Genomic DNA, 26980 nt, shown 5'->3' on the forward strand with positions numbered 1-26980 from the left:
CTGTGGCTCCCGGCCTCCCGCTGGCCCGCCGTGTTCCGCGAGAGCATCGCCTCGCTGCTGTACGCCGAGAACTGGGCGCTCGCGACCAGGGCCGTCGACTACCTTTCCCGCGACGAGGCCCCGAGCCCCTTGCAGCACTTCTGGTCCCTATCGATCCAAGGTCAGTTCTACCTCTTGTGGATTGTCCTTATAGGCGCAGCCGCACTCATCGCCCGACGCGGCCCCATCCGCCTCCGCGAAGCCGCGTTCGTCCTGTGCGCCATGGTCTTCGCCGTGTCGCTGACGTACGCGGTCGTGACCACCGAGACCCGGCAGGCCTGGGCCTACTTCGACACCGGCGCGCGCCTGTGGGAGCTCGCCCTCGGCGGCATGTTCGCCCTCGCCCTCCCGCACCTCAAGGTCCCCGACGCGATCCGCGCCCCGCTCGGCTGGATCGGCCTCGCCGCGCTCCTATCCTGCGGCGCCCTCTTCGAGGTCTCCATGATGTTCCCCGGTTGGATCGCCCTGTGGCCCTTGGCGGGCGCGATGTGCGTGCTCCTCGCCGGGAACACCGGCCGCCGCTGGGCCGTCGACCGCCTGCTCACCTGGCCGCCGGTGATGCGCCTCGGCGCCTGGTCGTACGCCCTGTACCTGTGGCACTGGCCGATCCTCGTCGTCTACCTGCACCGCATGGGCCGCGACACCGCCACCCTCCTCGGCGGGGCCGCGATCCTCGCCGCCGCGATCGTCCTCGCCGCGGCCACCACCTGGGCCGTCGAGGGCCGCGTCGCCGCCTTCGCCCGCAGACGGCCCGGCCGCCGCTGGTCCCTCGCCACCGCCGCCGCCTTCGCCGTTCCCGTCCTCGCCGTGACCCTTGCGGCCCAGCACGTTCACGCGCAGCGCCAGGACGACCGCACTGCGGCCCTGGCCGAAGCGGCCGCCGACCGCGACTCCTACCCCGGCGCGGCCGTCCTCACCGATCCCGAACTCGCTGCGGGCCTTGCGGAACTGCCGTTCATCCCGCCGCTCGACAACGTCCGCGACATGCCGGTGATCTACGCCGACGGCTGCGACGCCGGCCTCGAAGGCACCCACGCGACGCCCTGCTCCTACGGCGACGAGGACGCCGAGCACACCATCGCCCTCGTCGGCGGCTCCCGCATCGCCCACTGGTTCCCGGCCTTCCACGACGCCGCCCTGGACGCGGGCTGGCGCCTGGTCTCGATCACCAAGTCCGGCTGCCAGTTCAGCACCGGCCAGGAGGACTCCTGTGCCGCATGGAACGAGGAGGCCCTCGCGATCCTGGACGACCTCCGCCCCGACCTCGTCGTCACCCTCTCCACCCGCGCCTTCACCTCCGGTGAGGGCATCTACGAGGGCTTCGCCGACCGCTGGCGCACCCTCGACGCCTGGGGCACCCGAGTCCTCGCCCTCCGCGACCTCCCGCGGCTGGCCGAACCCCTCCCCGAATGCCTTGAGCTGCATGAAGTCGAGGAGTGCACCACCCCGGTGGGTCTCACCCGCGCCGCGGAGGACCCCACCATCGGCTACACCGATCCGCCCCCGAACGTCGCCTTCGCCGACCTGGTCGAGTACGTCTGCCCCGCAGGCACCTGCCCCGCGGTCATCGGCAACATCCTCACCTACCGGGACCACTCCCACATGACGGCGACCTACGCCGCCACCCTCGCCCCCTACGTCGAGGCACAGGTACGAACGACCACAGGCTGGTGACCCAACTGCTAGCGCCCTCCCCAGGTCGGGGCATGGGTGCCGTGGAGGCGTCGGTGGTGGTTGCCCGGTCGCGGAGGCGCCGTGAGCACAGGGGCTGTTGCCGGTTCGGTCGCAGTCGCGGTGAGAGCGGGCGGCGACAGCGGTGGATGGTCGGGGGGAGTTGTCGAGACAGCGCCCGGTGAGGGTGGTGGCAGGGGCGGGCAGCGACGGAGCGGCGCGGCTCTGGGCCGAAGAGGTCGGTGCCGGTGAGGCGGGTGCTAGCGCAAGGCGCAGCGGTGCGGGTCAGAGGTATCGGTTTCGATCGCCGAGCATGGGAACGGGCTCGAACCCCCTGGAATTCGAGCTGGCCATGCCGCAGTCTGTGGCGCTCCGTCCCCGCCTCGGTCGCCTCCGGGACGGGCGGGTTAAGAACGGCGGCTCGCCGGGGTCTTCGGCGGCGGTCACCGATCCGACCTTGGAACATCGCGGCGTATCCGGGACATGCGGTGTCCGCGTGGTGTTCGCTTCGGCAATCGGCATCGGCTCCGCCTCGGAGGCCCGTGTCGGGATCGCGAACTTCGCTCGGGCCCTTGCCTTCGCGGCGTTCATCGCCGCGATCGTCCTGGCCATGTCGACTGCTTCGGCGGCCGGGGCGAGCACATGGCGCGTGCGCTCGGTCCACTCCGAGCGGTAGAGCCCGGTCGGGAACGCGTCCGCGTCCGCGTGCAGGGTGTCCATGTCGGCATCGGTTCGCCAATCGGCGCAGCCGCACTCGCCCTCCGAACTCTGGACGCCCTCGCCGTCCGCGTGGTCGTGGTGGACGATCGACGCCCGTCCCGGGCCGGTCTTCGTGAGCGACCAGCCCTTGGTGTGGATGCGGCCGTGGTGAAAGCGGCACAGCAGGATCAGGTTCTCGGCGACGGTCGCACCGCCATCGGCCCAATGCTCGATGTGGTGCGCCTCGGTCCAGTAGATGGGGCGTTCGCAGCCCTGCCATGCGCACCCGGCCGGCTGTTCGAGTTCGAGTTTGCGGCGGAGCGCCGTGTTGGGCAGGCGCAGGGCGCGGCCGAGTTCGACTGCTTCGCCTGCGGCGTAGTCGAACACCGAAGGGACGACGCCCGCCTCGCAGGCGAGGAGGCGGGCCTTGCCGACGCTGATCGGCTTGCCTTCGAGGAGGGGAAGGCGGCCGGTGTCCTCACCGCGGAGGGTCTCGATGTCGACGGTGAGGTCGAGGGTGGCGGTGTGGCCGTGCCGGGTCGCCGCATGGGGGCTGGCGCCGTATCCGGCGAGGAGCTGGTGCAGGGCCTCGGCGTTCCGGTTCGCCTGGGCGGGCAGGACGCCGTCGGCGTCCGACTCGTCCTGGCGGGGCGGGGGCACGGCGGTGGCGAGGTACTTTGCGAACAGCCGACCCGTGTCGGCCGCGAGGGTGGCGTCGACGGCCCACATGCCGTTGGGCAGTTCGGCGAGGTCCAAGCGCTGCAAGGACTCCTGTCCCAGACCTTCGAGGATCTCCTCGCCTGTGTCGAGGGCGGCAAGGAGCTCCCCGATGTGGGTCCGGACTTCTTCGACCGTGCCGTGGACGCACCACTCTCGGATGAGGTGTTCGGGGGTGGGGCAGGAGCGCGAGGGGTCGAAGGGCGAGGGGACCGGTTCGCGGTAGTAGGTCTTGGCGTACACGCGCAAGGCCTGGACCTGTTCGAGCCGGCGGACGGCCGCGGCGATCCGGTCGATCCGGGCGGTGCCCGTGGTGGCGGCCTCGGTCAGCGCGGTGAACTTGCGTGCGTTCCGGGCGATCGCGCCGAGGTCTGCGGCGGTCTGGGCGTGGAAGTCGAAGGTGGTGCGCAGCCATTCGCGCAGTCCGGAGTGGCCGTCGACATCGCGAGGGAGGTTGCGGGCGTGCGCCTCGATCACCGCAGCCAGCGCGCGGGCGTGCACTTGATTGATCGCCGAGGCGGCATCGTCGAGGAGGGCGTGGACGGCGGTGGGGGTTGGAGCGGTCATACGGCACCTCCTCGAACTTTCCTGCTGATTTCGCTTGTATGTGCTATATCAAGGATAGATCGGACTCGGCGGGGTGTCATCACTCGAACAGGTGAAAGTCAGATGTTTTCGCAGGTCAGCGGTACCGTACCCCGCGGTCGGGCGTGTCGGACCGCCTCCTCGCGGCAAGCGGAACCCCGCTGGTGAGCGCCGCCCGTCCGGCGCCGGACCGCCGCCCAGACCCGTCGGGAGTGCGCCCGCCTTCACCGGTCACCCGCCGCAAAGCCCGCCGCCGACCTCGCTCTTCGCCCGCCGCTTCGTCGCCGCCCGCTTTGACACCGAACCCCACACCTCCCGCCTGCTGCCGCCGAACTTGAACGGCCCGGGGCGGAGCCCCGGGCCGATCACTTCAATGCGGCTTCGGCGTCGGTCAGGTGAGCGTGAAGTCGGCGATGGTCACCGCTCCGTTGACCAGGGTGAACTGGCCGGAATCGGTGCCCGTGCCGGTCTTCGCGGCCTCGAGCGTCGTCGCTCCCGTGGCGGGCACGAACATCCAGTACGAGCCGTCCGCGCCGGTGGCGCTGTTGTAACCAGACGGCGCGTGCAGTACCGTCGCCCCCTCGACCGCCGCGCCGGCGGCGGTCACCTCGCCGAGCACCAGGCCGCCGTCGACGGGGGCGCAGGTGCCCGCGGTGCCCACCAGGACGTCGTCGAGCTGCCACCAGAAGGCCCGCTGGTTGTTGTTGCCGAAGTGGAACTTCAGGCGGGTCTCGGTGGAGGCGGCCCAGGCGGACAGGTCGACGGTGACGGTCTGGGCGGACAGGGTGCCGGTGTGGTCCCAGATCGGTTCCCAGGTCGCGCCGCCGTCGGTGCTGATGGACACGTCGTGCGTACCCGAGTTCAGGAACGACGCGATCCAGGCGCCGAAGGTCAACTGGGCGCTGTCGGCGCTGGACAGGTCGAACACGGGCGAGATGAGATCGGTGTCGAGGAGGGCGCCGCCGGGGAGGGCCGCGCCGTCGCCGATCGCGAAACCGCCGGTGCCGGCCGAGTTCGCGCGCACGCTCTGGAACGCCCAGCCGCCCTCGCCCCGGTTGACGACCGTCCAGCCCTCCGGCAGGGCCCCGGTCTCGAAGTTCTCGCCGAGCGTCGCGTACCCGTATCCGGGTGCGGTGCAGGTCGAGTCGGCCGTCAGCGCCACCGGGACGCTGCCGCCCGTCGAGGCCGTGACCGTCTGCGTCGAGTAGCCGGGGTAAGCCGCCTCCACGACGAGGTCCCACTGGTCGACCGGGAGCGTGATGGAGAACTGGCCGGTCGCCGGGTCGGTCTCGACCGAGACCTGCCCGCCCGCGTTCGAGACGGACGCCGCCAGCGGCCAGCCCTGGCCGGAGCCGTCGGTGACCGTGCCGGTGATGGTGCCGGTCGGGCGGGTCGCCAGCGTCGAATCCACAGTGGTCGTGACGCCGACGGGGACCGTCACGGCATACGTCTGCGTGGCGTACCAGAACTTCTCGATCGTCACGACGTAGTCGTCCGCCGGGAGCGCCGGGATCGCATACGTGCCGTCGGCGGCGGTGACCGCCGTGCGCGTCACGTCGCCGGTGAAGGCCACCTTGACGTCCTCCAGCGGTGCGCCGAGCGAGTCGGTCACGGTCCCTTCGGCGGCGCCGAAGTCGACCACCGGCGAGGCCGTGAACGCCGCGAACGCATCGAGGCGCCCGTGGCCGTACACGTTGTTGACCTCGGCGGTCCCGCCGCAGCTCGTGTCGTCCACGTCCACCGCCGAGCCGGCGAGGATGTCGTAGACCGCCTGGTAGTCCCCGGCGAGCGAGGGCGCGGCGCTGATCATGAGGGCGATCGTGCCCGAGACGTGCGGCGCGGCCATCGAGGTGCCGCTCCTGTAGCCGTACCCGCCGCCGGGCACCGCCGAGCGGATGCCCAGGCCCGGGGCGGCGATGTCGGGCTTGTTCTGCCCGTCCACGCCCGGCCCCTTCGAGGACTGCGGCGAGATGAGGCCGGTGCTGTCGTAGGCGCCCACGGCGATCACGTCGGAGTAGGTGCTCGGCGAGTTCGTCGACTCGCACCCGTAGCTGCCGGAGTTCCCCGCGGAGAACACCGGGATGATCCCCGCGGCGTGCCAGAGCGCCACGACCGCTTCGTAGTACGGGTCGTAGATCGTGCTCGAAGCGCCCCACGAGTTGTTCACGATGTCGGGCGCCTTCGACGGGTCGGCGTTGTTCCCCGCCAGGTCGGTCGGCGCGGCGATCCACTGGCCGGCCGCGATGAGCCCTTCGCGGCTCGGGCAGCAGCCGTTGACGCTGATCCACTGGGCGCCCGGGGCGACGCCGATCTGGTTGCCCTGGCCGTCGTCGCCGACCATGGTGCCCATGGTGTGGGTGCCGTGGCCGTCGGTGTCGCACGGGACGCCGCCGCAGGTGCCCTGCACGTCGAAGAAGTTGTAGTCGTGCGTGAAGGTGCCGTCGTGGTTGTTGCCCCGGTACTGGTCCACCAGCGCCGGGTGCGTGTAGTCGACGCCGGAGTCGATGCTGGCGATGACGACGCCGTTGCCGTCGATCCCCATGTCCCACACGTCGTCGGCGCCGATCCCGGTGAGGCCCCACTCGGCGGCCTGCACCCCGATCGCTTCTTCGACGGGTTCGACCGCGGCGTACTCGCCGGGGGCGTCGATCCCGGCGACGGAGTCGAGCGCGGCGAGTTCGGCGAGCAGGTCGGCGTCGGCGGTGACGCGGATCGAGGAGGAGGCCCAGTACGATTCGTACGCGGCTCCGGCCTCTTCGAGGACGGCGGTCGCCTCGGCCTGGGAGCTCGTCGCGAACGCCTGCGCGGCTTCGACTGCGGCGGTTCCCTTGTCGGTTTTCGCATCGGCGTCGAAGGCGTCGCTGAAGTCCGGGCCGCCTTGGAAACGTATCCAGGCCTCGGCTTCGCCTTCGGCGTCGATCTCGGCGATGAGGGCCGGGTCGGCCTTCTCATCGAGCTGCGCGGTGGCGTCCTCCGCGAATGCGGGGCTCGCCCCCGCGAGCGCCAGCGCGCCCGCGGTCGCCCCGGCGAGGGCGGTGCGCCATCGTCGTCGTGTCAATGCGTGTCCGATCTGTGTGGATCGCGGCGTCGCGTAATGCGCGGTGCCGCAACGGGTTCGGTGACGGGAACCTCATGGGAGGGCTCCCGCCACGGTCACACTGACAGTTCGGATGTCGTTGCGCAAGAGGGGATCGGCGAACCTCGATGCCGTGACCTCGGTCGTGTGACCGAATCCACAAGGTACGGGTCCACGAGGGAGCCCGGCACGCGTCGGGCCGTCGGCGGGCCCGGTTCAGCGGAGGAGCAGGTCCGCCAAAGCGAAGGCGAAGAGGGCGACGGCGACGAAGCCGTTGGCGGTGAAGAAGGCGCGGTTGACCTTGGAGAGGTCGTTCGGTTTGACGACGGCGTGTTCGTAGGCGAGGGCGACGGCGACGACCGCGAGGCCGGTCCAGTAGATCCAGCCGAAGCCGGTGAGGGCGCCGAACCAGGCGAAGGCGGCCCAGGCGACGACGTGGGTGACGGAGGAGGCGTGGAGGGCTGCTTTGACGCCCCAGCGGGCGGGGGTCGAGTGGACGCCGATCTCGCGGTCGACGTCGACGTCCTGGCAGGCGTAGATGAGGTCGAAGCCGCCGATCCACAGGCCGACGGCCGCGCCGAGGACGATCGCGGGGCCCGAGCCGTCGAAGGTGCCGGTCACCGCGAGCCAGGCGCCGACGGGGGCGACCATCTGGGCGAGGCCGAGGATCGCGTGCGGGTAGTTCGTGAAGCGCTTGGCGTACGGGTAGACGATGAGGGGCGCGACCGCGAGCGGGCTGAGGACGAGGCACAGCCAGTTGAGCAGGCCCGCCGAGACCAGGAGCGCCACGAGGCTCACCGCGCAGCCGACGTACGCCGTGCGCAGCGAGACGGCGCCGGTGACCAGTTCGCGCTTGGCGGTGCGCGGGTTCTGGGCGTCGATCCGGCGGTCGATGATGCGGTTGGCGGCCATCGCGAGCGTGCGCGCGGCGACCATCGCGACGGTGACCAGGACCAGGACGCGCCAGCTGAAGGCGTCCTCGATCGTCATGACCGTGAGCGTCGAGAGGTAGGCGAAGGGCAGCGCGAACACCGAGTGCTCGAAGGCGACGAGTTTCAGGAAGTCCTTGACGTGGTTCGGGCGGGCGATCGTGGACACGGCGGTTCCTCAGGTTCGGGGCGGCGGGCGGGCGGGGCGGGGCTCAGAGTCCGTACTCTCTCCAGCGGCGGTCGACCGTGGCCCGCACGTCCGAGCTCATCCGCATCGCCTCGGGCCAGCCGCGCGTGTAGCCCTCGGCGGGGGTCTTCGTCGTCGCGTCGATCCCGGCCTTGCCGCCCCAGAACTGGTGGTAGGACGCGTGGTCGAGGTGGTCGACGGGGCCCTCGGTGAGCAGCAGGTCGCGCGAGTAGTCCACATTGCCCAGGGCGCGCCAGGCCACCTCGCGGTAGTCGTGCACGTCGCAGTCGGCGTCGACCACGACGATGAGCTTCGTGAGGCTCATCATCTGGAGCCCCCAGATGGCGCTCATGACCTTCTGCGCCTGCTTGGGGTACTTCTTGTCGATCGAGACGATGACGCAGTTGTGGAAGACGCCAGCGGCGGGCATGTCGTAGTCGACGACCTCGGGGATCATGATCTTGATGAGCGGCAGGAAGATCCGCTCGGTGGCCTTGCCGAGCCCGTGGTCCTCCTGGGGCGGCGCCGAGGTGACGATGGTGTGGTAGATCGGCTTCTGGCGCATGGTGATCGCCTCGATGTGCATCACCGGGAACGGCTCCACGGGCGTGTAGAAGCCCGTGTGGTCGCCGAAGGGCCCCTCGGGGGCGCGCTCGCCGGGCTCGGCCCAGCCCTCCAGGACGATCTGGGAGTTCGCCGGGACCTGGAGGGGCACGGTGAGGCAGTCGACCATCTCGACGCGCTCGCCGCGCAGGAAGCCCGCGAACAGGTATTCGTCGATGTCCGGGGGGAGCGGGGCGGTCGCGGCGTAGGCCATGACGGGGTCGGGCCCGATCGCGATCGCGACCGGCAGGCGCTCGCCGCGCCGCTCGGCCTCGGCGTAGTGGCTCGTGGAGTTCTTGTGGATCTGCCAGTGCAGGCCCACCGAGCGCTGGTCGTGCTGCTGGAGGCGGTAGAGGCCGACGTTGCGCTTGCCGCTCTCGGGGTGCTTGGTGTGGACGAGCCCGAAGTTGTGGAAGATCCCGCCGTCGCCGGGCCAGACCTGGAGGCCCGGCAGCATGTCGAGGTCGACGTCTTCGCCGGTGAAGACCACTTCCTGGCACGGGGCCTTGCGGATCTTCTTGGGCGGCACCGATTTGAGCTGCATGAGCTTGCCGAGGCCGTCGCGGATGCCCGCCCAGCCCACCGGGAGTTCGGGTTTGGCGAGCTCGCCGATGCGGTCGCCGATCTCGTTGAGGTTGGCCACGCCGAGGGCCTTGGCCATGCGCGCCTCGGTGCCGAAGAGGTTGATCGCCACGGGGACGGTGCTGCCGGCGGGGCGCTCGAACAGCAGCGCGGGCCCGTCTTCGCGGATGACCCGCTGCGTGATCTCGGAGATCTCCAGGTGCGGGTCGACCTCGACGCCGATCCGCTTGAGGTCGCCGTCGGCCTCCAGGGCGGCCAGGAACGCCTGGAGGTCCTCGTACGGGAATTTGGGTGCCACGTGGCCATTCAACCACCCGTCGCGGGGGCGGCCCGCCACGCCCGATGCGGAGTGAACGCGGCCGTTCGCGCGCTGTTCACGGCAAAGCCCGTACAGCCATCCCTAACCCCCACCCTCCCGGGGAAAGGTAGGTGCAACCTTCCCCGCCGGGTACGACAGAACGGGCCCGTCAAGGCGTTTGCGTCCCTCGAAAGAGTGGTCGCGGCCGCAGGCGGCGGGGTGGAACCGCAGGTCGGGCGCAATTACGGTGCCGTCTGTCGCACCGGGGCGCTACCATTCTCTGTGATCGATATTACGATACGGTACCGTATCGTATCTGAATGCCGTAGGCTCAGACGCAACACCATAGCGCCGTGATCGCAGTAGCCCTTGCGCAACCTGAACGACTACCGCGACCACGGCGCACCAGAACCGCGCGTGGAGGCCTCGGCCCCCACCTCCGCGAACACCGCGCCCCTGGCCCGCGTCACACCGCCCGCCCGCCGCGCGTCGACAACACGGACCCGCCCGGTCGGCGCCGCGGCGGGGACGACACCAGCACGGCCCGCGAAGGGCGGCCTCCGATGCCGCCGCACCGGCGCCGCCGCGCATTCCACAGAAACGGAAACCCTGTGAGCGACTCCCGTTCCGAACCGGTCAACGCGACCGAACCCGAGGACGCCGGCCACCCGCGCCGGTGGGCCATCCTCAGCGTCCTGGTCATCAGCCTCATCGTCGTCGTCCTGGACAACACCGTCCTCAACGTCGCCATGAAGACGCTCGCCGACCCCAAGGAGGGCGTCGGCGCCACCCAGAGCGACCTCGCCTGGATGATCAACTCGTACACGCTCGTCTTCGCCGGGCTCCTGTTCGCCTCCGGCGTCATCGGCGACCGCATCGGCCGCAAGCGGATGCTCCTGGCGGGCCTCGTCGTCTTCGGCGTCGCCTCCCTGCTCTCCGCCTACGCCACCACCCCCGACCAGCTCATCTGGTACCGCGCCCTCATGGGCGCCGGCGCCGCGGTCATGATGCCCTCGACGCTCTCGCTCCTGCGCAACGTCTTCTCCGCCAAGGAGTTCCCCAAGGCCCTCGGCATCTGGACCGGCGCGGTCGGCATCGGCGGGGCCATCGGCCCCATCGTCGGCGGCGCGCTCCTCGACCACTTCTGGTGGGGCTCGGTCTTCCTCATCAACGTCCCGATCGTGGTCTTCGGCCTCATCGCCGTCCTCATCCTCGCCCCCGAGTCCAAGGGCTCCCAGGCCAGGGCCGACTTCCTCGGCATGGCCCTGTCCATGATCGGCCTCGTCAGCCTCACCTACGGCATCATCGAGGCCGGCGACGAGGGCTCGTGGACCGGCGTCACGGTCTGGGGCACCATCGCCCTCGGCGTGATCGTCCTGGTCGCCTTCGTCCTCTGGGAGCGGCGCACCCCGCACGCCTCCCTCGACATGGGCCTGTTCAAGAACACCAGGTTCTCGGCCTCCTCGGCCATCATCACCCTGACGTTCTTCGGGATGATGGGCCTGATGTTCTTCATGACCTTCTACCTCCAGCTGCTCAAGGGCTACACGCCACTGGAGACCGGTCTGCTGTTCCTGCCGTTCGGCGCCGCGATGCTCGTCTTCGCGCCCATGTCGAACACGCTCGTCCAGCGCTTCGGCGCCAAGACCGTCGGCATCGTCGCGATGCTCCTGGTCATCACCAACTTCACGGTCACCGCCACCGTGTTCGAAGCCGACACCCCCGTCTGGGTCGTCATCGTCCTGTTCGCCATCACCGGCGCCGGCATGGCCAACCTCATGCCGCCCGCCATGAACACCCTCATGGCCTCGGTCCCCAAGGAGAAGGCCGGCGTCGGCTCCGCCCTCGCCAACACGCTCCGCCAGGTCGGCGGCGCCCTCGGCGTCGCCGTGCTCGGCACGGTCATGGCCCAGGCCTACCAGTCCGAGATCGGCGAAGCCGCGCCGCAGCTGCCGGACAAGGCCGCCGAGTCGTACGCCTCCACCTACGGGGCGCTCGAATCCGGGCTCGTCCCCGACGCGGCCCAGCAGGCCGTCCAGACCGCGGCCGACGCCTCGTTCATCACCGCGCTGCACACCACCGCGTACGCCGCCATCGGCGTCGCCGTGGTCGGACTCGTCGTCATCGCCCTCTTCTTCCCCGGCAAGCGCCGCCGCGAAGCGGGCGAGGCCGAGCGCGAGGCCGCCGCCGAGCCCGAGTTCGTCGAGGTCTAAGGCACAATCGAGCCATGCGTCCCGAGCTCAGCGATCCAGTGACCCCCGCCGCGGTGCCGGCCCCCTCCAAGGGCCGGCCCCGCAGCGAGGCCGTGAGCCAGTCGATCCTGGAGGCGGCACTGGACCTCATCGCCGAGCACGGGACCATCGCCGACGTCAGCGTCGAGGCCGTCGCCGAGCGCTCCGGCGTCTCCAAGGCCACCATCTACCGGCGCTGGTCCTCCAAGGAGGAGCTCATCGCCACGGCCGTCGAGGCCATCAAGGCCCCGATCCCGGCCACGATGCCCCGCACCTCGCTGCGGGACGACCTGGTCCACATCGGGAACAACATGCGCAAGACGTTCGGGCCCCGGGACCGCAAGGTCTTCAAGTGCATGATGACCGCCGTCAAGGAACCGGAGTACAAGCGCCAGCACGACCGCATGGTCGAGCACCGGCGCCTGTTCGTGCGCGACACCTTCGCGCACTGGGCCGAACGCGGCGAACTCGGCGACGGGGTCGACCTCGACCTGGCCGTGGCCATGTTCATCAGCCCACTGCTGACGATCTTCGTGTACTCGCACTACCCGGAGCTCAACGTCGGCGGCACCGTGGAGCGGTTCGTCGACAACCTGCTGCGCGGCATCGGCGGCCCCGCCTACGTCTCCCGCTAGGCAGGGCGCACGACGAACGGCCCGGCCGGTCAGATTCCTGACCGGCCGGGCCGTTCTCGTACGCGAAGCACCGGAGGCGTGTTACGACCGGGCCCCGCCGTCCCGCGGGGCCCGGTCACCGGAAGGAACCGAGGATCTGGTCGGAATGCGGGGCCGGCGACCACCTCCCGGATCGCCGGGCCCCGCTTGACTTTCAGCTCACCGCGCCCTTAGTTGACGGGCGGGTACGCATTCTCCAGGAGCTCCTGGAACTGCTCCGAGGACCAGTGGCCCGAGATCGGCATGTTGTCACGCGCGCCGGACGGGTTGTTGCCGTTGCGGATGTTGCCCTGGTAGTCGGGGTCGCACATCTCGTCGAAGCCCTTGCCCTCGTCGTTGTCGATCAGCTCAGAGGAACCGTCCGACTCGCCCGGAGGCTTGATCCAGACGTAGGCGTCGATCCACGCCTCGGGGTCGGCCTGCGGGCGCTCGCCCAGACCGGCACCGGCCTGGTTGCACCAGTTGCCCTTCTGGAAGCGCTGGTCGATGCGGGACTCGTCCACGAAGGTGACCGGGTCGGTCGAGGTCGAGGTGCCGGTCGGACGGTAGTCGCCGCCCCAGCCGTTGCGGCTGGTGTCGATCAGCATGCCGATGTCCTCGTTGAAGCCGTTGGCGATCAGTTCCTCGCGCATGGCCTGCGTGAAGTCCTTCTCGTTGTTGAAGTCGTTCCAGTCGACCCACGGCAGGTTCGCGTTCTGGTTGAGCGCCTGGCCGCCGACGTTCTGGTCGACCTCCCAGTAGGGCTCCTCCAGCGCGGAGTAGTTCGCGGTGTTCGAGATGAAGCCGTGGACGTCGTCCGCGGTCATGCCGTTCTCACCGATGAGCGAACCGAACAGCGCGGCGGACGCGTTGAAGTTGTCGTACTGCGGGTTCACGTCGCCCCAACCGATCCAGCCGTGGTGGCCGGCGTCGATGTAGTTGTACGTGTTCGACAGGGCGCCCAGCTCGGCGACCGCGTACGAGACGCCGTCGACGTAGTTGCCGTTGTTCTTCATCGTGTCGCAGTTGGCCGTCGCGGTCTCGCGGGGCGAGACGTTGGTGACCAGGTTCGGCAGCGAGTCGATCTCGATGACGTTGACGATCTTCAGGTCGGCGTACTTGGCCTGGCCCTGGATCTCCACGATCGGGTCGATGTAGTCGTTCTTGTACGCGTCGATCTCGCCCGCGGCCAGCTCGCCGTTGGAGGCGAGGGCGGCGCAGTCGCGACCCGGCAGGTTGTAGATGACGATCTGGATGAGGTCGTAGCCGTTCTCGATCGCGTGGTCGAGGTGGTCCTCGAGGCCCATCGAGCCGGTGGTCGGCGAGTCGTTGCCGTAGATCGCGCTGGTGCGGTCGAGCCACACGCCGGTGGGCTCGTTCGCGACTGCGTCGCCGCCCGGCTCGGCCGCGGCGTTCGCGGACCACTGCGGGTTCACGTAGACGTTCGCGCCGGTGTACGGGTTGTCGACCTTGTCGCCCGGGTTGCCGGGGTCGTCGGTCGGGTCGTCCGTGGGGTCTTCGGACGTCGGGGGCTCGGTGACCTCGCCGCAGACGTCGCCGTTCACGGAGAACTCACCGGGCGTGGCGGAGGAGCCGGACCCGATGAACCCGAACACCTCCTTGCTCTGACCGGAGGCGATGGTGGAGTTCCAGCCGACGTCGCCGCCGGTGAAGTGTCCGCCGCTCACGTTCCAGTCGACGTTCCACGCGCTGGAGACGGAGGTGCCGGACGGGAAGTCCCACTCCACCTCCCAGCCGTTGATGGCCTCGCCCGCGGTGATGACGACGTTGGCCTGGAAGCCGCCGCCCCAGCTGCTGACGACGTTGTAGTCGACCTGACAACCCTCTTCGGCGAGTGCCTGGTTCGCCGAAGCGAAGGTCAGACCGCCCGCGGCGAGCGCGCCAACGGCGACGCCGGTGAGGGCGAGTCTCCTTCTCCTTCGAGGTGCTTGCATAGTTCGATGTCCTTCGGGGTTGATGGGCCGCACGAGTGCGACCCGGAACGGGTGTCCATCGAGGGAAGCGCTCCCAAGATGTGCATTGATAATCTCCGATATATAGATGGACTGTCAAGAGGTCCGCCAGGATATTTCGTTCGACAGGGCGCCCGGGGCAACGGTTTCGAAGGCTGCTGGCCGCGCGGCAAGCGCTTGAATCAGTGAAAACGCTCCCGCGCGATTCGTATCGGTCACTTGGAAAAAGTTCGCCGAGATCGCCCCGCGCCCCACAGCCCTCGCCTCGCCGCACCCCGCCCTCGTGTCCCTGTCGTACCCCCGAGGGAACCTTGTGCAAGGGGCCTTTCGACTGACCGTTTCGCGGCAAAAGCCGGATTGGATCGGATTCGGGCCACGGTTCGGTGCCTTCCGCGCGCACGACGGCGGGGCCGCGCCTGCGCGCGGCCCCGCCGTCGTCTTCATCGCGGGCAGAGTGCCGGTCCGCCCTCGTCCCCCGGACCTTTCGGCGCGGCGGCGGTGTGTCGCGCCGCCGCGCCTTCGGGTCCGCCTGCCGTCAGCTCAACGGGGGATAGGCGTTCTGGAGCAGCTCCTGGAACTGCTCCGAAGACCAGTGACCCGAGATCGGCATGTCGTCGCGGGCGCCGGACGGGTTGTTGCCGTTGCGCGGGTTCCCCTGGTAGTCGGGGTCGCACATCTCGTCGAAGCCCTTGCCCTCGTCGTTGTCGATGAGCTCGGAGGAGCCGTCGGACTCGCCCGGAGGCTTGATCCACACGTAGGCGTCGATCCAGGCCTCGGGCGAGGCCTGCGGGCGCTCGCCGAGGCCGGCTCCGGCCTGGTTGCACCAGTTGCCCTTCTGGATGCGCTGGTCGATGCGGGACTCGTCGACGAACGTCACCGGGTCGGTGGAGGACGACGGGCCCGAGGGCCGGTAGTCGCCGCCCCAGCCGTTGCGGCTGGTGTCGATGAGCATCCCGATGCTGTCGTTGAAGCCGTTGGCGACCAGCTCGGTGCGGAAGGCCTCGGTGAAGTCCTTCTCGTTGTTGAAGTCGTTCCAGTCGACCCACGGCAGTTCGGGGTTCTGGTTCAGCGGCTGCCCGCCGACGTTCTGGTCGACCTCCCAGTAGGGCTCCTCCAGAGCGGAGTAGTTCGCGGTGTTGGAGATGAAGCCGGCCACGTGGTCGGCGGTCATGCCGTTCTCGCCGATGAGCGAGCCGAACAGGGCCGCGGAGGCGTTGAAGTTGTCGTACTCGGGGTTCGTGTCGCCCCAGCCGATCCAGCCGTGGTGGCCGGCGTCGATGTAGTTGTAGGTGTTGGCGAGCGCGCCGAGCTCGGCGACCGCGTACGAGACGCCGTCGACGTAGTTGCCGTTGGACTTCATCTCGTCGCACTCGGGCGTGGCCGTGGCGCGGGGCGAGACGTTGGTGACCAGGTTCGGCAGCGAGTCGATCTCGATGACGTTGACGATCCGCAGGCCGGCGTACGCCGGGTCGCTCTGGATCTCCACGATCGGGTCGATGTACTCGGACTTGTACCGGTCGATCTCGTCGGCTCCCAGCTCGCCGTTGGAGGCGAGGGCCGCGCAGTCGCGGCCGGGGAGGTTGTAGATGACGACCTGGATGAGGTCGTACCCTTCGGCCACCGCGTGGTCGAGGTGGTCGCGCAGCCCCATGGAACCGGTGGTGGGGGAGTCGTTGCCCTCGATGGCGCCGATCCGGTCGAGCCACACGCCGGTGGGCTGGTCGGCGATGGCCTCGCCGCCGGGCTCGGCGGCGGCGTTCTCGGCCCAGATCGGGTTGACGTAGACGTTGGCGCCCTCGTAGGGGTTGTCGACCTTCGCCTGCGCGGCGTCGACCTCGGCGGGGTTCTCCGCTGCGCCCGCGGTGGTCACCGCGACGGCGCCGACGGTGGCGGCCGTGAGCGCCGCCGCGGCGATGGCCGCCAGGCGCTTGCTCCTGCTTCGACTGAGTGTCATGTGCCTTCCCTCGTAGTCGGCTCGGGGAGCGGCTCCGCGCGTACCGGGTGGATGCGGAAGCGCTCCCAATCTCATATCGAAGTTTGCCTATGTCTGAGTGTGATGTCAAGAGTCTCAGGACCGGGAAATCCAGAAAAATCCGATTGGCCGCTTCTGTGGCGACTCGCGGTGTTCATACGACTTCAGAGTGTGGACAATTGCCCTTAATGGAACAAATAGACTCCGAAATGGAATGACGGCCCACGGCGCGAAGGCGCCCCGGCGGCACCGGCGGCACGGGGGAGGGTCGCGCGGTTCCCGGGCACGCGAAAAGCCGGTCCACTGCGCTCTCCACCGCGGGCGGCGGAGGGTCTCGCGGGACCGGCTTGTGCCAGGTGTGAATCTGCGGCTCTGTGCGGCCGCTGCTCGGATTTCTACGGCTGGCAGAAGTCGCCGTAGCGGGCGGATTCACGGCTCGTGTGCGATGCCGTGGCGGGCCCGATCATCGATCGGTCGTTCGCGGTCGCGGGCACGACCAGGCGATCTACTGCTGGACGTTCCCGGACTCGAAGGCGGCCTGCGCTCCGGCGTCGCCTTCGAGCAGCGCCCGGACCTCCGATTCGCGGAACCGACGGTGACCGCCAGGCGTGCGGATGCTCCCGATCCGGCCCGCAGCGGCCCAGCGTGTGACGGTCTTGGGATCGACGCGGAACAGCGAGGCAACTTCGCCGGGTGTGAGTAGGCGGTCCTCGGTCTCCATGATTTCTTCCTCCCCGTGATGAAGACTCACTTCGTGCGTTAAACCCATTACACCACTATTCAGTCAAACCTGCCATGAGTTCTTGGACATACTTTCGGTCGGTAGGTTTTGCCTGAAAGTACCACGCGTATGTCAACGGCGCTCTGAGCTGATTCCGACGCTCTAGGAGTTCGCGGGTATGAGGTAGGCACAGGGCGCAAGTGGCAACTCTGGTTATCCTCAACGGGTGGACGAGATCGACCAGACCATCGTGAACCTCCTGCGCACCGACGGACGCACCTCGTACGCCGAGCTCGCGCGCAGGGTCGGTCTCACCGCGCCGTCCGTTCAGGACCGCGTCACCAAACTCGAGAAGAACGGGATCATCACCGGCTACAAGGCCGTGGTGGACTCCGAGACCATCGGCCTCGGCATCACGGCCCTCATCGGCATCATCCCCGACAACTCCGCCGACCACCTCGACATCTGCGAACGGCTGCGCGCCATTCCGCAGATCGAGTCGTGCTATTTCCTCGCCGGCGTCGAGTGCTATCAGCTCAAGGTGCGCGTGCCGAAGATGGGGGACCTGGAGACCCTCATCCACCGCGTCGGCGCCATCCCCGGCGTGGCCCAGACCCGCACCACCATCACGCTCTCGACCAAATGGGAGGACCGCCCGCAGCCGGTCCCGCCGGAGCAGGCCGGGCCGTGAACGCCAAGCGCAGGGGGGACGCGCATGCACGCCGTTGACCGCACCAAGGACCGCCTCTGGGTGAACTGGGCGATCACCACTGTGGAGGCCGACGCGAACCGCTCGGCCGACACGCACCTCCTGCCGTTTCCGCTCCCCCCGGAATGGGGCGTCGACCTCTATCTGAAGGACGAGTCGGCCCACCCGACCGGATCGCTCAAGCACCGCCTCGCCCGCTCGCTGTTCCTCTACGCGATCTGCAACGGCTGGATCGACGAGGGGACGCCGGTCATCGAGGCCTCCAGCGGCTCGACGGCCGTCAGCGAGGCCTACTTCGCGCGGATGCTCGGGCTGCCGTTCACCGCGGTCATGCCCGAGTCGACCAGCCCCGCCAAGATCGCCCAGATCGAGTTCTACGGCGGCAAGGCCCACCTGGTGCGCGAGGCGGCGGGCGTCTGCGCCGAGGCCGAGCGCCTCGCCGCCGAGACCGGCGGGCACTTCATGGACCAGTTCACCTACGCCGAGCGGGCCACCGACTGGCGCGGGAACAACAACATCGCCGAGAGCGTGTTCGAGCAGATGCGCCTGGAGCGCCACCCGGTCCCGACCTGGGTCGTGGTCGGGGCAGGCACCGGCGGCACCTCGGCGACCATCGGCCGGTACGTGCGCTACCGCCGGCACGCGACCCGCCTGTGCGTGGTCGACCCCGAGCACTCGGCGTTCTTCGCGGGCTGGCGCGACGGGGACGGCGCGGCCCGCGTCGACCGCGGCTCGCGGATCGAGGGGATCGGGCGCCCGAGGGTCGAGCCCTCGTTCGTGCCGGGCCTGGTCGACCGGATGGTGAAGGTGGAGGACGCGGAGTCGATCGCGTGCCTGCGCTGGGCCTCCGACCGGCTCGGGCGGCGCCTGGGCGGATCGACCGGGACGAACCTCGTGGCGGCCCTGGCGATCATCGCCGAGATGCGCGAGTGCGGCCAGGGCGGCAGCATCGTGACCCTGCTGTGCGACTCGGGCCGGCGCTACGGCGAGACCTACTTCGACGACGACTGGGTCGCAGCCCAGGGCATCGACCTCGCCGACGCCGCCGAACGCCTCGCCCCGCTCCTCCCGGCCTTACCGGGCCGCGCGGCGGTCCCTCGGCAGTGAGCCGCTTCCCATGGCGCGCTGACCGGATCGGCGCTTCACGCTTTCGGGTGACTGGCGGGCGACACGCCCGGCTTTCTGTCGGACCCCCGCGCGACGGTGGGCAGTACCTTCCCCTCTCGGGAGGGTGGGGGTTTGGGATGGTGGCGACGGCGGGCGGATTCGTCCGGAGACCGTCCGTTCGCGACGGGGCTTGTGTTAGCGCTCTCAAGGGGTTACGATTCTCGCCAAATAAATCGATACTCGTGAGTACATTGATCCCCTTGCGAAGCCCGGCACCGCCGGGGATCGCCTCCACCGCGACACGGGCGGTGGGATCCGGCGCGACTTTGAATCGTTTCATGGCACCGGTGTCATGACACGGTTTCATGGCACTGGCTTCATGACACTCGTTTCGCGGCCGTCGCGCCCACCCCTCCCTCCGACCGTCTCCCTCCTCACAAGGGTCGCGGCGCGGCCCGCGGGCCGCGCCGCGACCCTCACCATCGAGCACTGGAGTCCCCCGATGCGACAACCGAATCGACCGAACCCGTTCGACGCCAAACTCACCCGCCGCTCCCTCGGTGCGCTCGCCGGGATCGGCGCCGGCCTCGCGGCCGGCGGCCTCCTCGGCGCGGGCGCCGCGAGTGCCGCCTTCACCCCCGGCACCTGGTACCACCTCCAGTCCCGCTACTCGGGCCTCGTCCTGGAGATCGCCGGGTCCTCGACCGCCAACGCCGCCAAGCTCGTCCAGGGCAACCGCACCTACGCGAACAACCAGCAGTTCCGCTTCGTCGACGCCGGCGGCGGCTACTACCGCATCGAGGTCCGCCACTCCGGCCAGGTCCTCGACGTCTACGGCAAGTCCACCGCCAACGGCGCCGACGTCATCCAGTACCCCTCCAACGGCCAGACCAACCAGCAGTGGCAGGTCATCGACGACGGCACCTGGCTGCGGTTCGTCAACCGCAACTCCGGCAAGGCCCTCGACGTGTGGGAGTGGAGCATCGGCCTGGGCTCGCGCCTGTCCCAGTACGACTCCACCGCGGGGATCAACCAGCAGTGGAAGCTCGTCCCGGCCGGCGCCGCGCCCGCATCGGGGAACCCCACGATCTACATCGCCTCCGACTCCACCGCCCAGACCTACAACTCCTCGGTGTACCCGATGACCGGCTGGGGCCAGCGCCTCGGCGGCTGGACGGACGCCAACACGACCGTCGCCAACCACGCCATCGGCGGCCGCTCCTCGCGCTCCTTCATCGAACAGGGGCGCCTGACGACGATCCTCAACGCGATCCAACCGGGCGACTACCTCTTCGTCCAGTTCGGGCACAACGACGCGAGCACCGGCAACCCCGAGCGCTACACCTCCCCGGCCGACTACAAGATGTACCTGCGCGACCACTACATGGCCGGGGCCACGGCCAGGGGCGCGACCCCGGTGCTGCTCACGCCGATCAACCGCCTCGACTACAACTCCTCGGGCCAGTTCAACGAGTCGTTCGCGACCTACGCCGACAAGGTCCACGAGCTGGTGGCCGAGACCGGTGTGGCGCTCATCGACCTCGGTGCCCGCTCGCGCGCCTACCTCAACGCGATCACTCCGGCGCGGGCCCAGTCGCAGGTGTTCATGCACCTCGCGGCCGGGGCGTACCCGGCCTACCCGGACGGCCTGGCCGACTCGACCCACTTCCAGGACTTCGGCGCGAACCAGATGGCGCGCCTGGTGTCCGAGGGCGCGAAGGCCCTCGGCGGGAACCTCGGCGCGCACGTGCGCTGACGGCACCGGGATCGCGGGCGGTCCTTCGGGCCCGCGATCCCGGCACGGAATCCCTCGGAACCGCGCATCGGATGCCACACGTATCGACATGCATTGACTTTTCCTGCACGCGCAGGTACCGTCCTCTCAGCAGAAACCGCTTGCTCGGCGATCAATCCCGAGATTGAAACGATTCACTCACGATCGCCGGATTAGTCCCCTCCTCTCACCCCGGAAGTGAACATGAGGCCAATGACTCCTCCACCCCCTCGCCTGCGCCGCTCCCTCGCGGTGCTCGCGGCCGGGGCGACCGCGCTCGCGGGCGTCCTCACCGCGGGCGCCCCCGCCCAGGCCCAGGACGACGCCATCACCGTCTACCTCGCGTCCGACTCCACCGTCCAGACCTACGACCCCTACTACGAGCCGCAGGCCGGCTGGGGCCAGGTCCTCGACCGGTACTTCGACGAGAACGTCACGATCGCCAACCACGCGATCGGCGGGCGCTCCTCGCGCTCGTTCGTCGAGCAGGGCCGCCTCGACGCGATCCTCGACGAGATCCAGCCGGGCGACTACCTCTTCGTCCAATTCGGGCACAACGACGCCACCGTCTCGGTCCCCGAGCGGTACACCTCGCCCGAGGACTACAAGACCTACCTGCGCGACCACTACATCGCGGGCGCGATCGAGAAGGGCGCCGTGCCGGTCCTCGTGACCCCGGTGTCGCGCCGCAGCTTCAACGCCGACACCGGCGAGTTCAACACCTCCTTCCCCGAGTACGTCGAGAAGGTCTACGAGCTCCACGAGGAGACCGGCGTCGCGATGGTCGACCTCTCGGCCTCCTCACGCGCCTACCTGAACGAGATCGGGCCTGAAGAGGCCAAGTCGGTGTTCCTGCACGTCCCGGCCGGGGTCTACCCGAACCGGCCGAACGGCACCGCGGACGACACGCACTTCCAGGAGTACGGCGCCATCCAGATGGCCCGCCTGGTCGCCGAGGAGACCGCGACGCTCGGGCTTCCCCTGAGCGATCACGTGGTCGACGTCGCGCCCCCGGCCGACGTCCCGGCGGCGCCGACCGGCGTCACCGCGGCCACCGTCGCCAACGCGAGCATCACCCTCAACTGGGCCGACCAGGACGACGCGGACATCTACCGCGTCTACGTGCGCGAGCCCGGCGGCGAATGGCGCCTGGGCACCACCTCGACCGCGGGCGTCGGCCGCGTCGCGGGCCTGGCCGAGGAGACCGCCTACGAGTTCGCCGTCACCGCCGTCAACGGCAAGGGCGAATCGGCCTATTCGGACACCCTCGCGGTCGCGACCGCGACCGCCGGGTTCAAGTTCGACTTCGGGCCCGCGAGCCAGACCGTGGCCCCCGGTTACACCGAGGTCAACCGCGGCACCGTCTACGACGCCGACAAGGGCTACGGCTTCACCACCGACATGACGAGCGCGATCGACCGCGACCGAGGCAACGCCGAGGACCCGCTGGGCTCGGACTTCGTCGCCTGGTTCGGCGGCTCGTACGACTTCGCGGTCGACGTCGCCGACGGCCTCTACAGCGCCCGCGTGTTCGTCGGCGACTACCTCGGCTCCGCGCGGACCAACGTGGCCTTCGAAGGGGTCGGCTACGGCGCCGCGAACGCGGGGTCGAAGTCCATCCTCGCCAAGGACTTCGAGGGGATCGTGGTCGAGGACGGCCAGCTGAACGTCAACATCACCGGCCAGACCGGCCACCTGAACGGCCTCGAACTCACCCGGATCGGCGACGCGCCCGGCTCCGGCGACGGCCCCGACGAGCCGTGCGCCGACTGCGCCGAGCAGATCGAGAGCCTCGACCGCGCGCCCGTGGCCGTGGCCGTCGACGGCGGCAACTTCCTGAGCTGGCGCAGCCTCGCGAACGACCCCGAGGGCCTCGCCTTCAACGTCTACCGCGACGGCCGCCTCATCACCCCCGAACCGACGCAGCTGACGAACCTCACCGACCAGGGCGGCACCGCGAACGCGACCTACTGGGTCGCCACGGTCGCCGACGGCGTCGAGACCGGCTACACCGCGGCCTTCGAGGTCTGGGACGACCAGTTCATCGACATCGACATGGAGCGCCCCGAGGGCGGCACCACGCCCGACGGCGTCGCCTACACCTACGCGCCGACCGACGCCACCACGGCCGACCTCGACGGCGACGGCGTCTTCGAGCTCGTCCAGAAGTGGGATCCGTCGAACGCGAAGGACAACTCCCACAACGGCTACACCGGGAACGTCTACGTCGACGCCTACACGCTGAGCGGCGAACTGCTGTGGCGCGTCGACCTCGGCCGCAACATCCGCGCCGGGGCCCACTACACCCAGCTGGTCGCCTACGACCTCGACTCGGACGGCCGCGCCGAGGTCGCCCTCAAGACCGCCGACGGCACCGTCGACGGCGTCGGCACCGTGATCGGCGACCCCGACGCGGACTACCGCAACGAGACCGGCCGCATCCTCGACGGCCCGGAGTTCCTCACGATCTTCAACGGCCAGACCGGCGCCGCCATGGAGACCGTGGACTTCTCGCCCGAGCGCGGCGACATCTGCCAGTGGGGCGACTGCTACGGCAACCGCGGCGACCGCCTCATGGCCGCCGTCGCCTACCTCGACGGCGTGCACCCCTCGCTCATCACCAACCGCGGCATCTACGCCAAGACCGAGATCACCGCCTGGAACTGGGACGGCGACAACCTGCCGCAGCTGTGGTCCTTCAGCTCCGACAGCTGGGGCGGCGCCTACACCGGCCAGGGCAACCACCAGATGTCCGTCGCCGACACCGACGGCGACGGCCGCGACGAGATCGTCTTCGGCGCCATGACGATCAACGACGACGGCACCCCGCTGTACTCCACCGGCCTCGGCCACGGCGACGCGCTCCACGTCTCGGACTTCGACCCCTCGAACGAGGGCCTGGAGATCTTCAGCCCCTTCGAGTGCATGAGCTGCTCGGGCAACCGCGCCGGCGCCTTCCGCGACGCCGACACGGGCGACGTGCTCTGGTCGATCCCGGGCACCCGCGACACCGGCCGCGGCGCCTGCGGCGACATCGACCCCGCCTACCCCGGGGCCGAGTGCTGGGCGGCCTCCGCGACGGGCGCGTGGAACTCCCGCGAAGGCGAGCTCCACGCCGCCGACGGCACACTCATCTCCACCTCGATCCCCTCGGCGAACTCGATGATCTGGTGGGACGGCGACCTCGGCCGCGAGATCTTCGACCACGAGTTCGACGAGCCGAACTACGTGCCGATCTACCCGTTCATCGCCGAATGGGACCCGGAGACGGGCACCCAGTCGGAGATCTTCACCCCCGAAGGGGTGCAGACCAGCAACGGCACCAAGGGCAACCCGGTCCTCACCGCCGACCTGCTCGGCGACTGGCGCGAGGAGGTGATCCTGCGCAAGGAGTCCAACGACGGCGTGCGCCTGTTCACCACCACCATCGCCTCCGATTACGCCCTGCCGACGCTGATGAACGACCCGCAGTACCGCCTCGCGGTCTCCTGGCAGAACGTCTCGTACAACCAGCCGCCGTGGCCGAGCTACTTCCTCGGCTACGACATGGCGACCCCCGAGTACCAGACCGTGACCTACGGCCCGGCCCGCGACGCCGCGGACGCGCCCTACGCCGCGGCGTCCTGCTCGGTCGACTACGATGTGGTCGCCGACTGGGGCTCGGGCTTCGTCGTCCAGATCAAGGTCACCAACACCGGTGACACCGCGATCGGCGAATGGGACCTCGCCTGGAGGTCCGGCGGCGTCGAGTCCGTCCTGCACGCCTGGGGCGGCGACATCGCCGCCGACGGCGACGCCATGGTCGCCGACCCGGCCTTCTGGAACTTCCCGCTCAAACCGGGCCACACGAAGCAGATCGGCTTCCAAGGCACCGGCGACCCCCACGACCCCGGCATGTTCCTCATGAACGGCCAGGTCTGCGCGGCCGCGTCGCGAGAGTGCCGATCACCACCGGGGGTCCGGGCGCTCAGGCGTCCGGGCCCTCGGTTCGTTCGCGGTGCTTGAAGAGGCGGCCGACGCCGTTGGGGATGGCGGCCCGCTCGTAGAGGTCGATGGCGCGGCCGCGCAGGGAGGTGGCGGTCCAGGAGGCGGCGAGCAGGAGCATGACGTTGAAGAGGTAGAGGAACACGAGGAGGCCGACGGCGGTGGTCACCGCCTGGTAGGCGGGGCGGTCGGAGACCTGGAGGACGTAGAGGCGCCCGACGGTCTTGAGCAGCTCCATGCCGATGGAGACGGCCAGGGAGGCCCAGACGACGCGTCGCAGGGGCATGACGACGCGGGGGAGGGCTTGGAGGAGCACGGCGGCCAGGAGCGCGTTCGCGACCAGGCCGACGAGGACCGAGACGGAGCGGACCACGAGCGCCATGTTCCCGGTGACCTCGTCGAGGTCGAGCCAGGCGAGGACGACCTCGGCGCCGGCGGTCGCGCCGATCGTGATGAGCAGCAGCAGCGAGATTCCCAGCAGGATGCCCAGGTCGATGATCCACCGCAGGATCGGGTTCCCCGGCTGGGCGTCGAGGTCCCAGATCTGGCGGATCGCTGCCCGCACCGACTGCACCCACGCGACCCCGGCCACCACCAGCGCGACCGCCGCGAAGATCGTCACCGACTTGCGCGAGCTCTCCAGGACCCCGATGTCGATGACCGGCAGGTTGGTCGACAGCCAGCCCTCGACCGAGTCGTAGATCTCGGGGATGTTGAGCAGGAACCCGAAGATCGCCAGGGCCAGCAGCGACATGGAGAAGGCCGCGAAGAACGCGTAGTAGGAGATGGCGGCGGCGAGCTGGCCGCCGTGGACCTCGAAGTAGCGTTCCTGCGCGCGCCAGGAGTGGTCCACGAGGTTGGACCGCTTCCGGGCCCCCAGGAGCACGCGGTCCCACCAGGCCCCAAGGTCGGGGAACTTCACGCTCCGATTCTGGCAGAGCCGCGCCGCCGCCGAGGGCCCGACGCGTCAGGCGCCGCGGATGACCCAGGCGTCAGGGTCCTCCAGGAGCTTGGTGACCGAGGTGGGGAGGTCGTCGGCGGCGACCGCCGCGAGCGAGACCGACTCCAGGATGTTCCGCTCCGAGACGCGCAGCGCGATCCACACGTTCGTCAGCGCCGCGGCCGTCCCCGCGTAGGTGACCTCCTCGGGGCGCTCCCCGCGGACGCCCACGAGCGGGCCGTCCACGGCCCGGATGACGTCGGCGAGGCTGATCCGGTCGCCGGGTCGCGCGAGCTGGTGGCCGCCCTCGGAGCCGCGCTTGGAGGTCGCGATGCCCCCGCGCCGCAGTTGGAGCAGGATCGATTCGAGGAACTTGCGGGGGATGCCCTGGTCCTCGGCGATCTGCTCGGCCGACACCCATCGATCGCCGTATCCGGCGAGCGCCACCGCGGCTCGCAGTGCGTAGTCGACGCGGGCGGACAGGCGCATGAGGACTCCATTCAGATCGACGCCGCAAGGGGCGGCACTGTCGACTCTATCTCCCGCAGGCGCCGTCATCCGAGGCTCGGGCCGCGCTCAGTCGTCGATGAGCAGGCGCAGGTACGCGGCGGTCTCGGCCGCCGCCAGGTCGGCGTCCCCGGCGATGACGGCCTCGACGGCCCGGGTGTGGTCTATGTGCGGCTCCTCGGCCAGGACCGGCCCGAGCCCGGCGCGGACGGTGTCGCGCAGCGACTCGGCGAGCTCGGTGTACAGCTCGGCGAGCAGCTTGTTGTGGCTGGCCTCGGCGACTGCCTGGTGCAGGGCGATGTCGGCGGCCACGAACGCCTCGGTGTCGCCGACCTCGTGGGTCGCCTCGCGCTCGGCCAGGAGGATGCGCAGCCGGGTGATGTCGGCCTCGTCGCGGCGGTGCGCGGCGAGGCGCGCGGCCTCGACCTCCAGGCCCCGGCGGACCTCCATCGCGTCCGAGGCCGGGCTGGCGGCGATGCGGCGGCGCACGGCCGCGGTGACCTCGCTGCGGCCGACGACGAACGTCCCGGCGCCCTGCCGGATCTCCAGGAGCCCCGCGTGGGCCAGCGCCCGGACGCCTTCGCGGATGGTGTTGCGGCCGACGCCGAGGAGCTCGGCCAGTTCGCTCTCGGTGGGGATGCGCGAGCCGAGCGCCCACTCGCCGTCGGCGATCTGGCGGCGCAGCTGATCGATCACCTGATCGACGAGGGCGGACTTGCGTGTCGACTGTAGTGCCACTGGCGGACCAGACCTCTCCGGAGCGTTTCCACGGCCGCCGGGGGGCCCGCCATGGGGGGTGCGTGTTTCCCAACACTAGAAGGATTAAAGCAGACAGCGGCCGCGATACCGTTGACAGGCCGTCGATTCATCCCATGAATTGACCCGATCGTATCCCGGTCTCCGCACCGGCGCATGCGACCCAGGAAAGACCGCGGCACTGCGCACACCTGTGCGTGCCGCACGGTTGGACAGCGGTCTCCACCCCACCGGGCCACCGATCCGTTCCCGACCCGGAAGGAGCCG

17 protein-coding genes are annotated in these 26980 nt (G+C 69.8%); 7 read left to right on the forward strand and 10 right to left on the reverse strand.

All coding sequences use genetic code 11. The features are described from left to right. Positions 1-1713: acyltransferase family protein (locus tag E9998_RS00630; RefSeq protein ID WP_158299654.1), on the forward strand; the 1713-nt coding region annotated here is incomplete at its 5' end. Positions 1714-1995: 282 nt separating this feature from the next. Here the strand turns inward: E9998_RS00630 and E9998_RS00635 are convergent. The 4 genes from E9998_RS00635 to E9998_RS00650 form a co-directional block, all read right to left on the reverse strand. Further along, positions 1996-3693 (reverse strand): HNH endonuclease signature motif containing protein, encoded by a 1698-nt coding sequence (locus tag E9998_RS00635; protein ID WP_136527772.1) that lies wholly within the window; start codon positions 3691-3693, stop codon positions 1996-1998. Between the two features lie 409 nt (positions 3694-4102). Next, a complete protein-coding gene (locus tag E9998_RS00640; protein ID WP_136527773.1) occupies positions 4103-6769 on the reverse strand; it encodes a S8 family serine peptidase in 2667 nt (888 codons plus the stop codon). Positions 6770-7003: 234 nt separating this feature from the next. Beyond that, positions 7004-7885: a menaquinone biosynthesis prenyltransferase MqnP gene (mqnP, locus tag E9998_RS00645; RefSeq protein WP_136527774.1), complete on the reverse strand. Its 882-nt coding sequence runs from the start codon at positions 7883-7885 to the stop codon at positions 7004-7006. Positions 7886-7928: 43 nt separating this feature from the next. Further along, positions 7929-9386 carry a menaquinone biosynthesis decarboxylase gene (locus E9998_RS00650; protein WP_136527775.1) on the reverse strand — a complete coding sequence of 486 codons (1458 nt, stop codon included), beginning with the start codon at positions 9384-9386 and terminating at the stop codon, positions 7929-7931. 611 nt (positions 9387-9997) lie between these two features. Here E9998_RS00650 and E9998_RS00655 point away from each other — a divergent pair. Continuing rightward, positions 9998-11599 carry an MFS transporter gene (locus E9998_RS00655; protein WP_240037444.1) on the forward strand — a complete coding sequence of 534 codons (1602 nt, stop codon included), beginning with the start codon at positions 9998-10000 and terminating at the stop codon, positions 11597-11599. Positions 11600-11613: 14 nt separating this feature from the next. Beyond that, positions 11614-12252 carry a TetR/AcrR family transcriptional regulator gene (locus E9998_RS00660; RefSeq protein ID WP_136527777.1) on the forward strand — a complete coding sequence of 213 codons (639 nt, stop codon included), beginning with the start codon at positions 11614-11616 and terminating at the stop codon, positions 12250-12252. 209 nt (positions 12253-12461) lie between these two features. Here E9998_RS00660 and E9998_RS00665 read toward each other — a convergent pair whose 3' ends face one another. From E9998_RS00665 to E9998_RS00675, 3 genes are all read right to left on the reverse strand, one after another. Then, positions 12462-14225 carry a glycoside hydrolase family 6 protein gene (locus E9998_RS00665; RefSeq protein ID WP_136527778.1) on the reverse strand — a complete coding sequence of 588 codons (1764 nt, stop codon included), beginning with the start codon at positions 14223-14225 and terminating at the stop codon, positions 12462-12464. 553 nt (positions 14226-14778) lie between these two features. Next, positions 14779-16197: a glycoside hydrolase family 6 protein gene (locus E9998_RS00670; protein WP_275669479.1), complete on the reverse strand. Its 1419-nt coding sequence runs from the start codon at positions 16195-16197 to the stop codon at positions 14779-14781. A gap of 523 nt (positions 16198-16720) precedes the next feature. Then, positions 16721-16936, reverse strand: coding sequence for a BldC family transcriptional regulator (locus E9998_RS00675; RefSeq protein WP_136527780.1), 216 nt, complete (start codon positions 16934-16936; stop codon positions 16721-16723). Between the two features lie 226 nt (positions 16937-17162). Between E9998_RS00675 and E9998_RS00680 the strand changes: the two genes are divergently transcribed. From E9998_RS00680 to E9998_RS00695, 4 genes are all read left to right on the forward strand, one after another. Next, positions 17163-17627: an Lrp/AsnC family transcriptional regulator gene (locus E9998_RS00680; protein WP_136527781.1), complete on the forward strand. Its 465-nt coding sequence runs from the start codon at positions 17163-17165 to the stop codon at positions 17625-17627. A gap of 24 nt (positions 17628-17651) precedes the next feature. Continuing rightward, on the forward strand, positions 17652-18752 hold the full coding sequence (gene cds1, locus E9998_RS00685) for an L-cysteine desulfhydrase Cds1 (protein ID WP_136527782.1): 1101 nt from the start codon (positions 17652-17654) through the stop codon (positions 18750-18752). Between the two features lie 502 nt (positions 18753-19254). Next, a complete protein-coding gene (locus tag E9998_RS00690; RefSeq protein ID WP_158299655.1) occupies positions 19255-20508 on the forward strand; it encodes an RICIN domain-containing protein in 1254 nt (417 codons plus the stop codon). A gap of 231 nt (positions 20509-20739) precedes the next feature. Further along, the gene (locus E9998_RS00695) at positions 20740-24531 is read left to right on the forward strand and encodes a rhamnogalacturonan lyase family protein (protein WP_158299656.1); all 3792 of its coding nucleotides are present in this window, start codon (positions 20740-20742) and stop codon (positions 24529-24531) included. Here E9998_RS00695 and E9998_RS00700 read toward each other — a convergent pair. The 3 genes from E9998_RS00700 to E9998_RS00710 form a co-directional block, all read right to left on the reverse strand. Further along, on the reverse strand, positions 24494-25432 hold the full coding sequence (locus tag E9998_RS00700; protein WP_136527785.1) for a YihY/virulence factor BrkB family protein: 939 nt from the start codon (positions 25430-25432) through the stop codon (positions 24494-24496). The two genes, E9998_RS00695 and E9998_RS00700, sit on opposite strands and share 38 nt — an antisense overlap. Before the next feature lie 45 nt (positions 25433-25477). Continuing rightward, on the reverse strand, positions 25478-25939 hold the full coding sequence (locus tag E9998_RS00705) for an RrF2 family transcriptional regulator (protein ID WP_136527786.1): 462 nt from the start codon (positions 25937-25939) through the stop codon (positions 25478-25480). Positions 25940-26026: 87 nt separating this feature from the next. Next, positions 26027-26695, reverse strand: coding sequence for a FadR/GntR family transcriptional regulator (locus E9998_RS00710; protein ID WP_136527787.1), 669 nt, complete (start codon positions 26693-26695; stop codon positions 26027-26029). Positions 26696-26980 lie beyond the last annotated feature (285 nt).

The sequence above is a fragment of the Glycomyces paridis genome (genome assembly GCF_004912155.1).
Classification (GTDB): Bacteria; Actinomycetota; Actinomycetes; order Mycobacteriales; family Micromonosporaceae; genus Glycomyces; species Glycomyces paridis.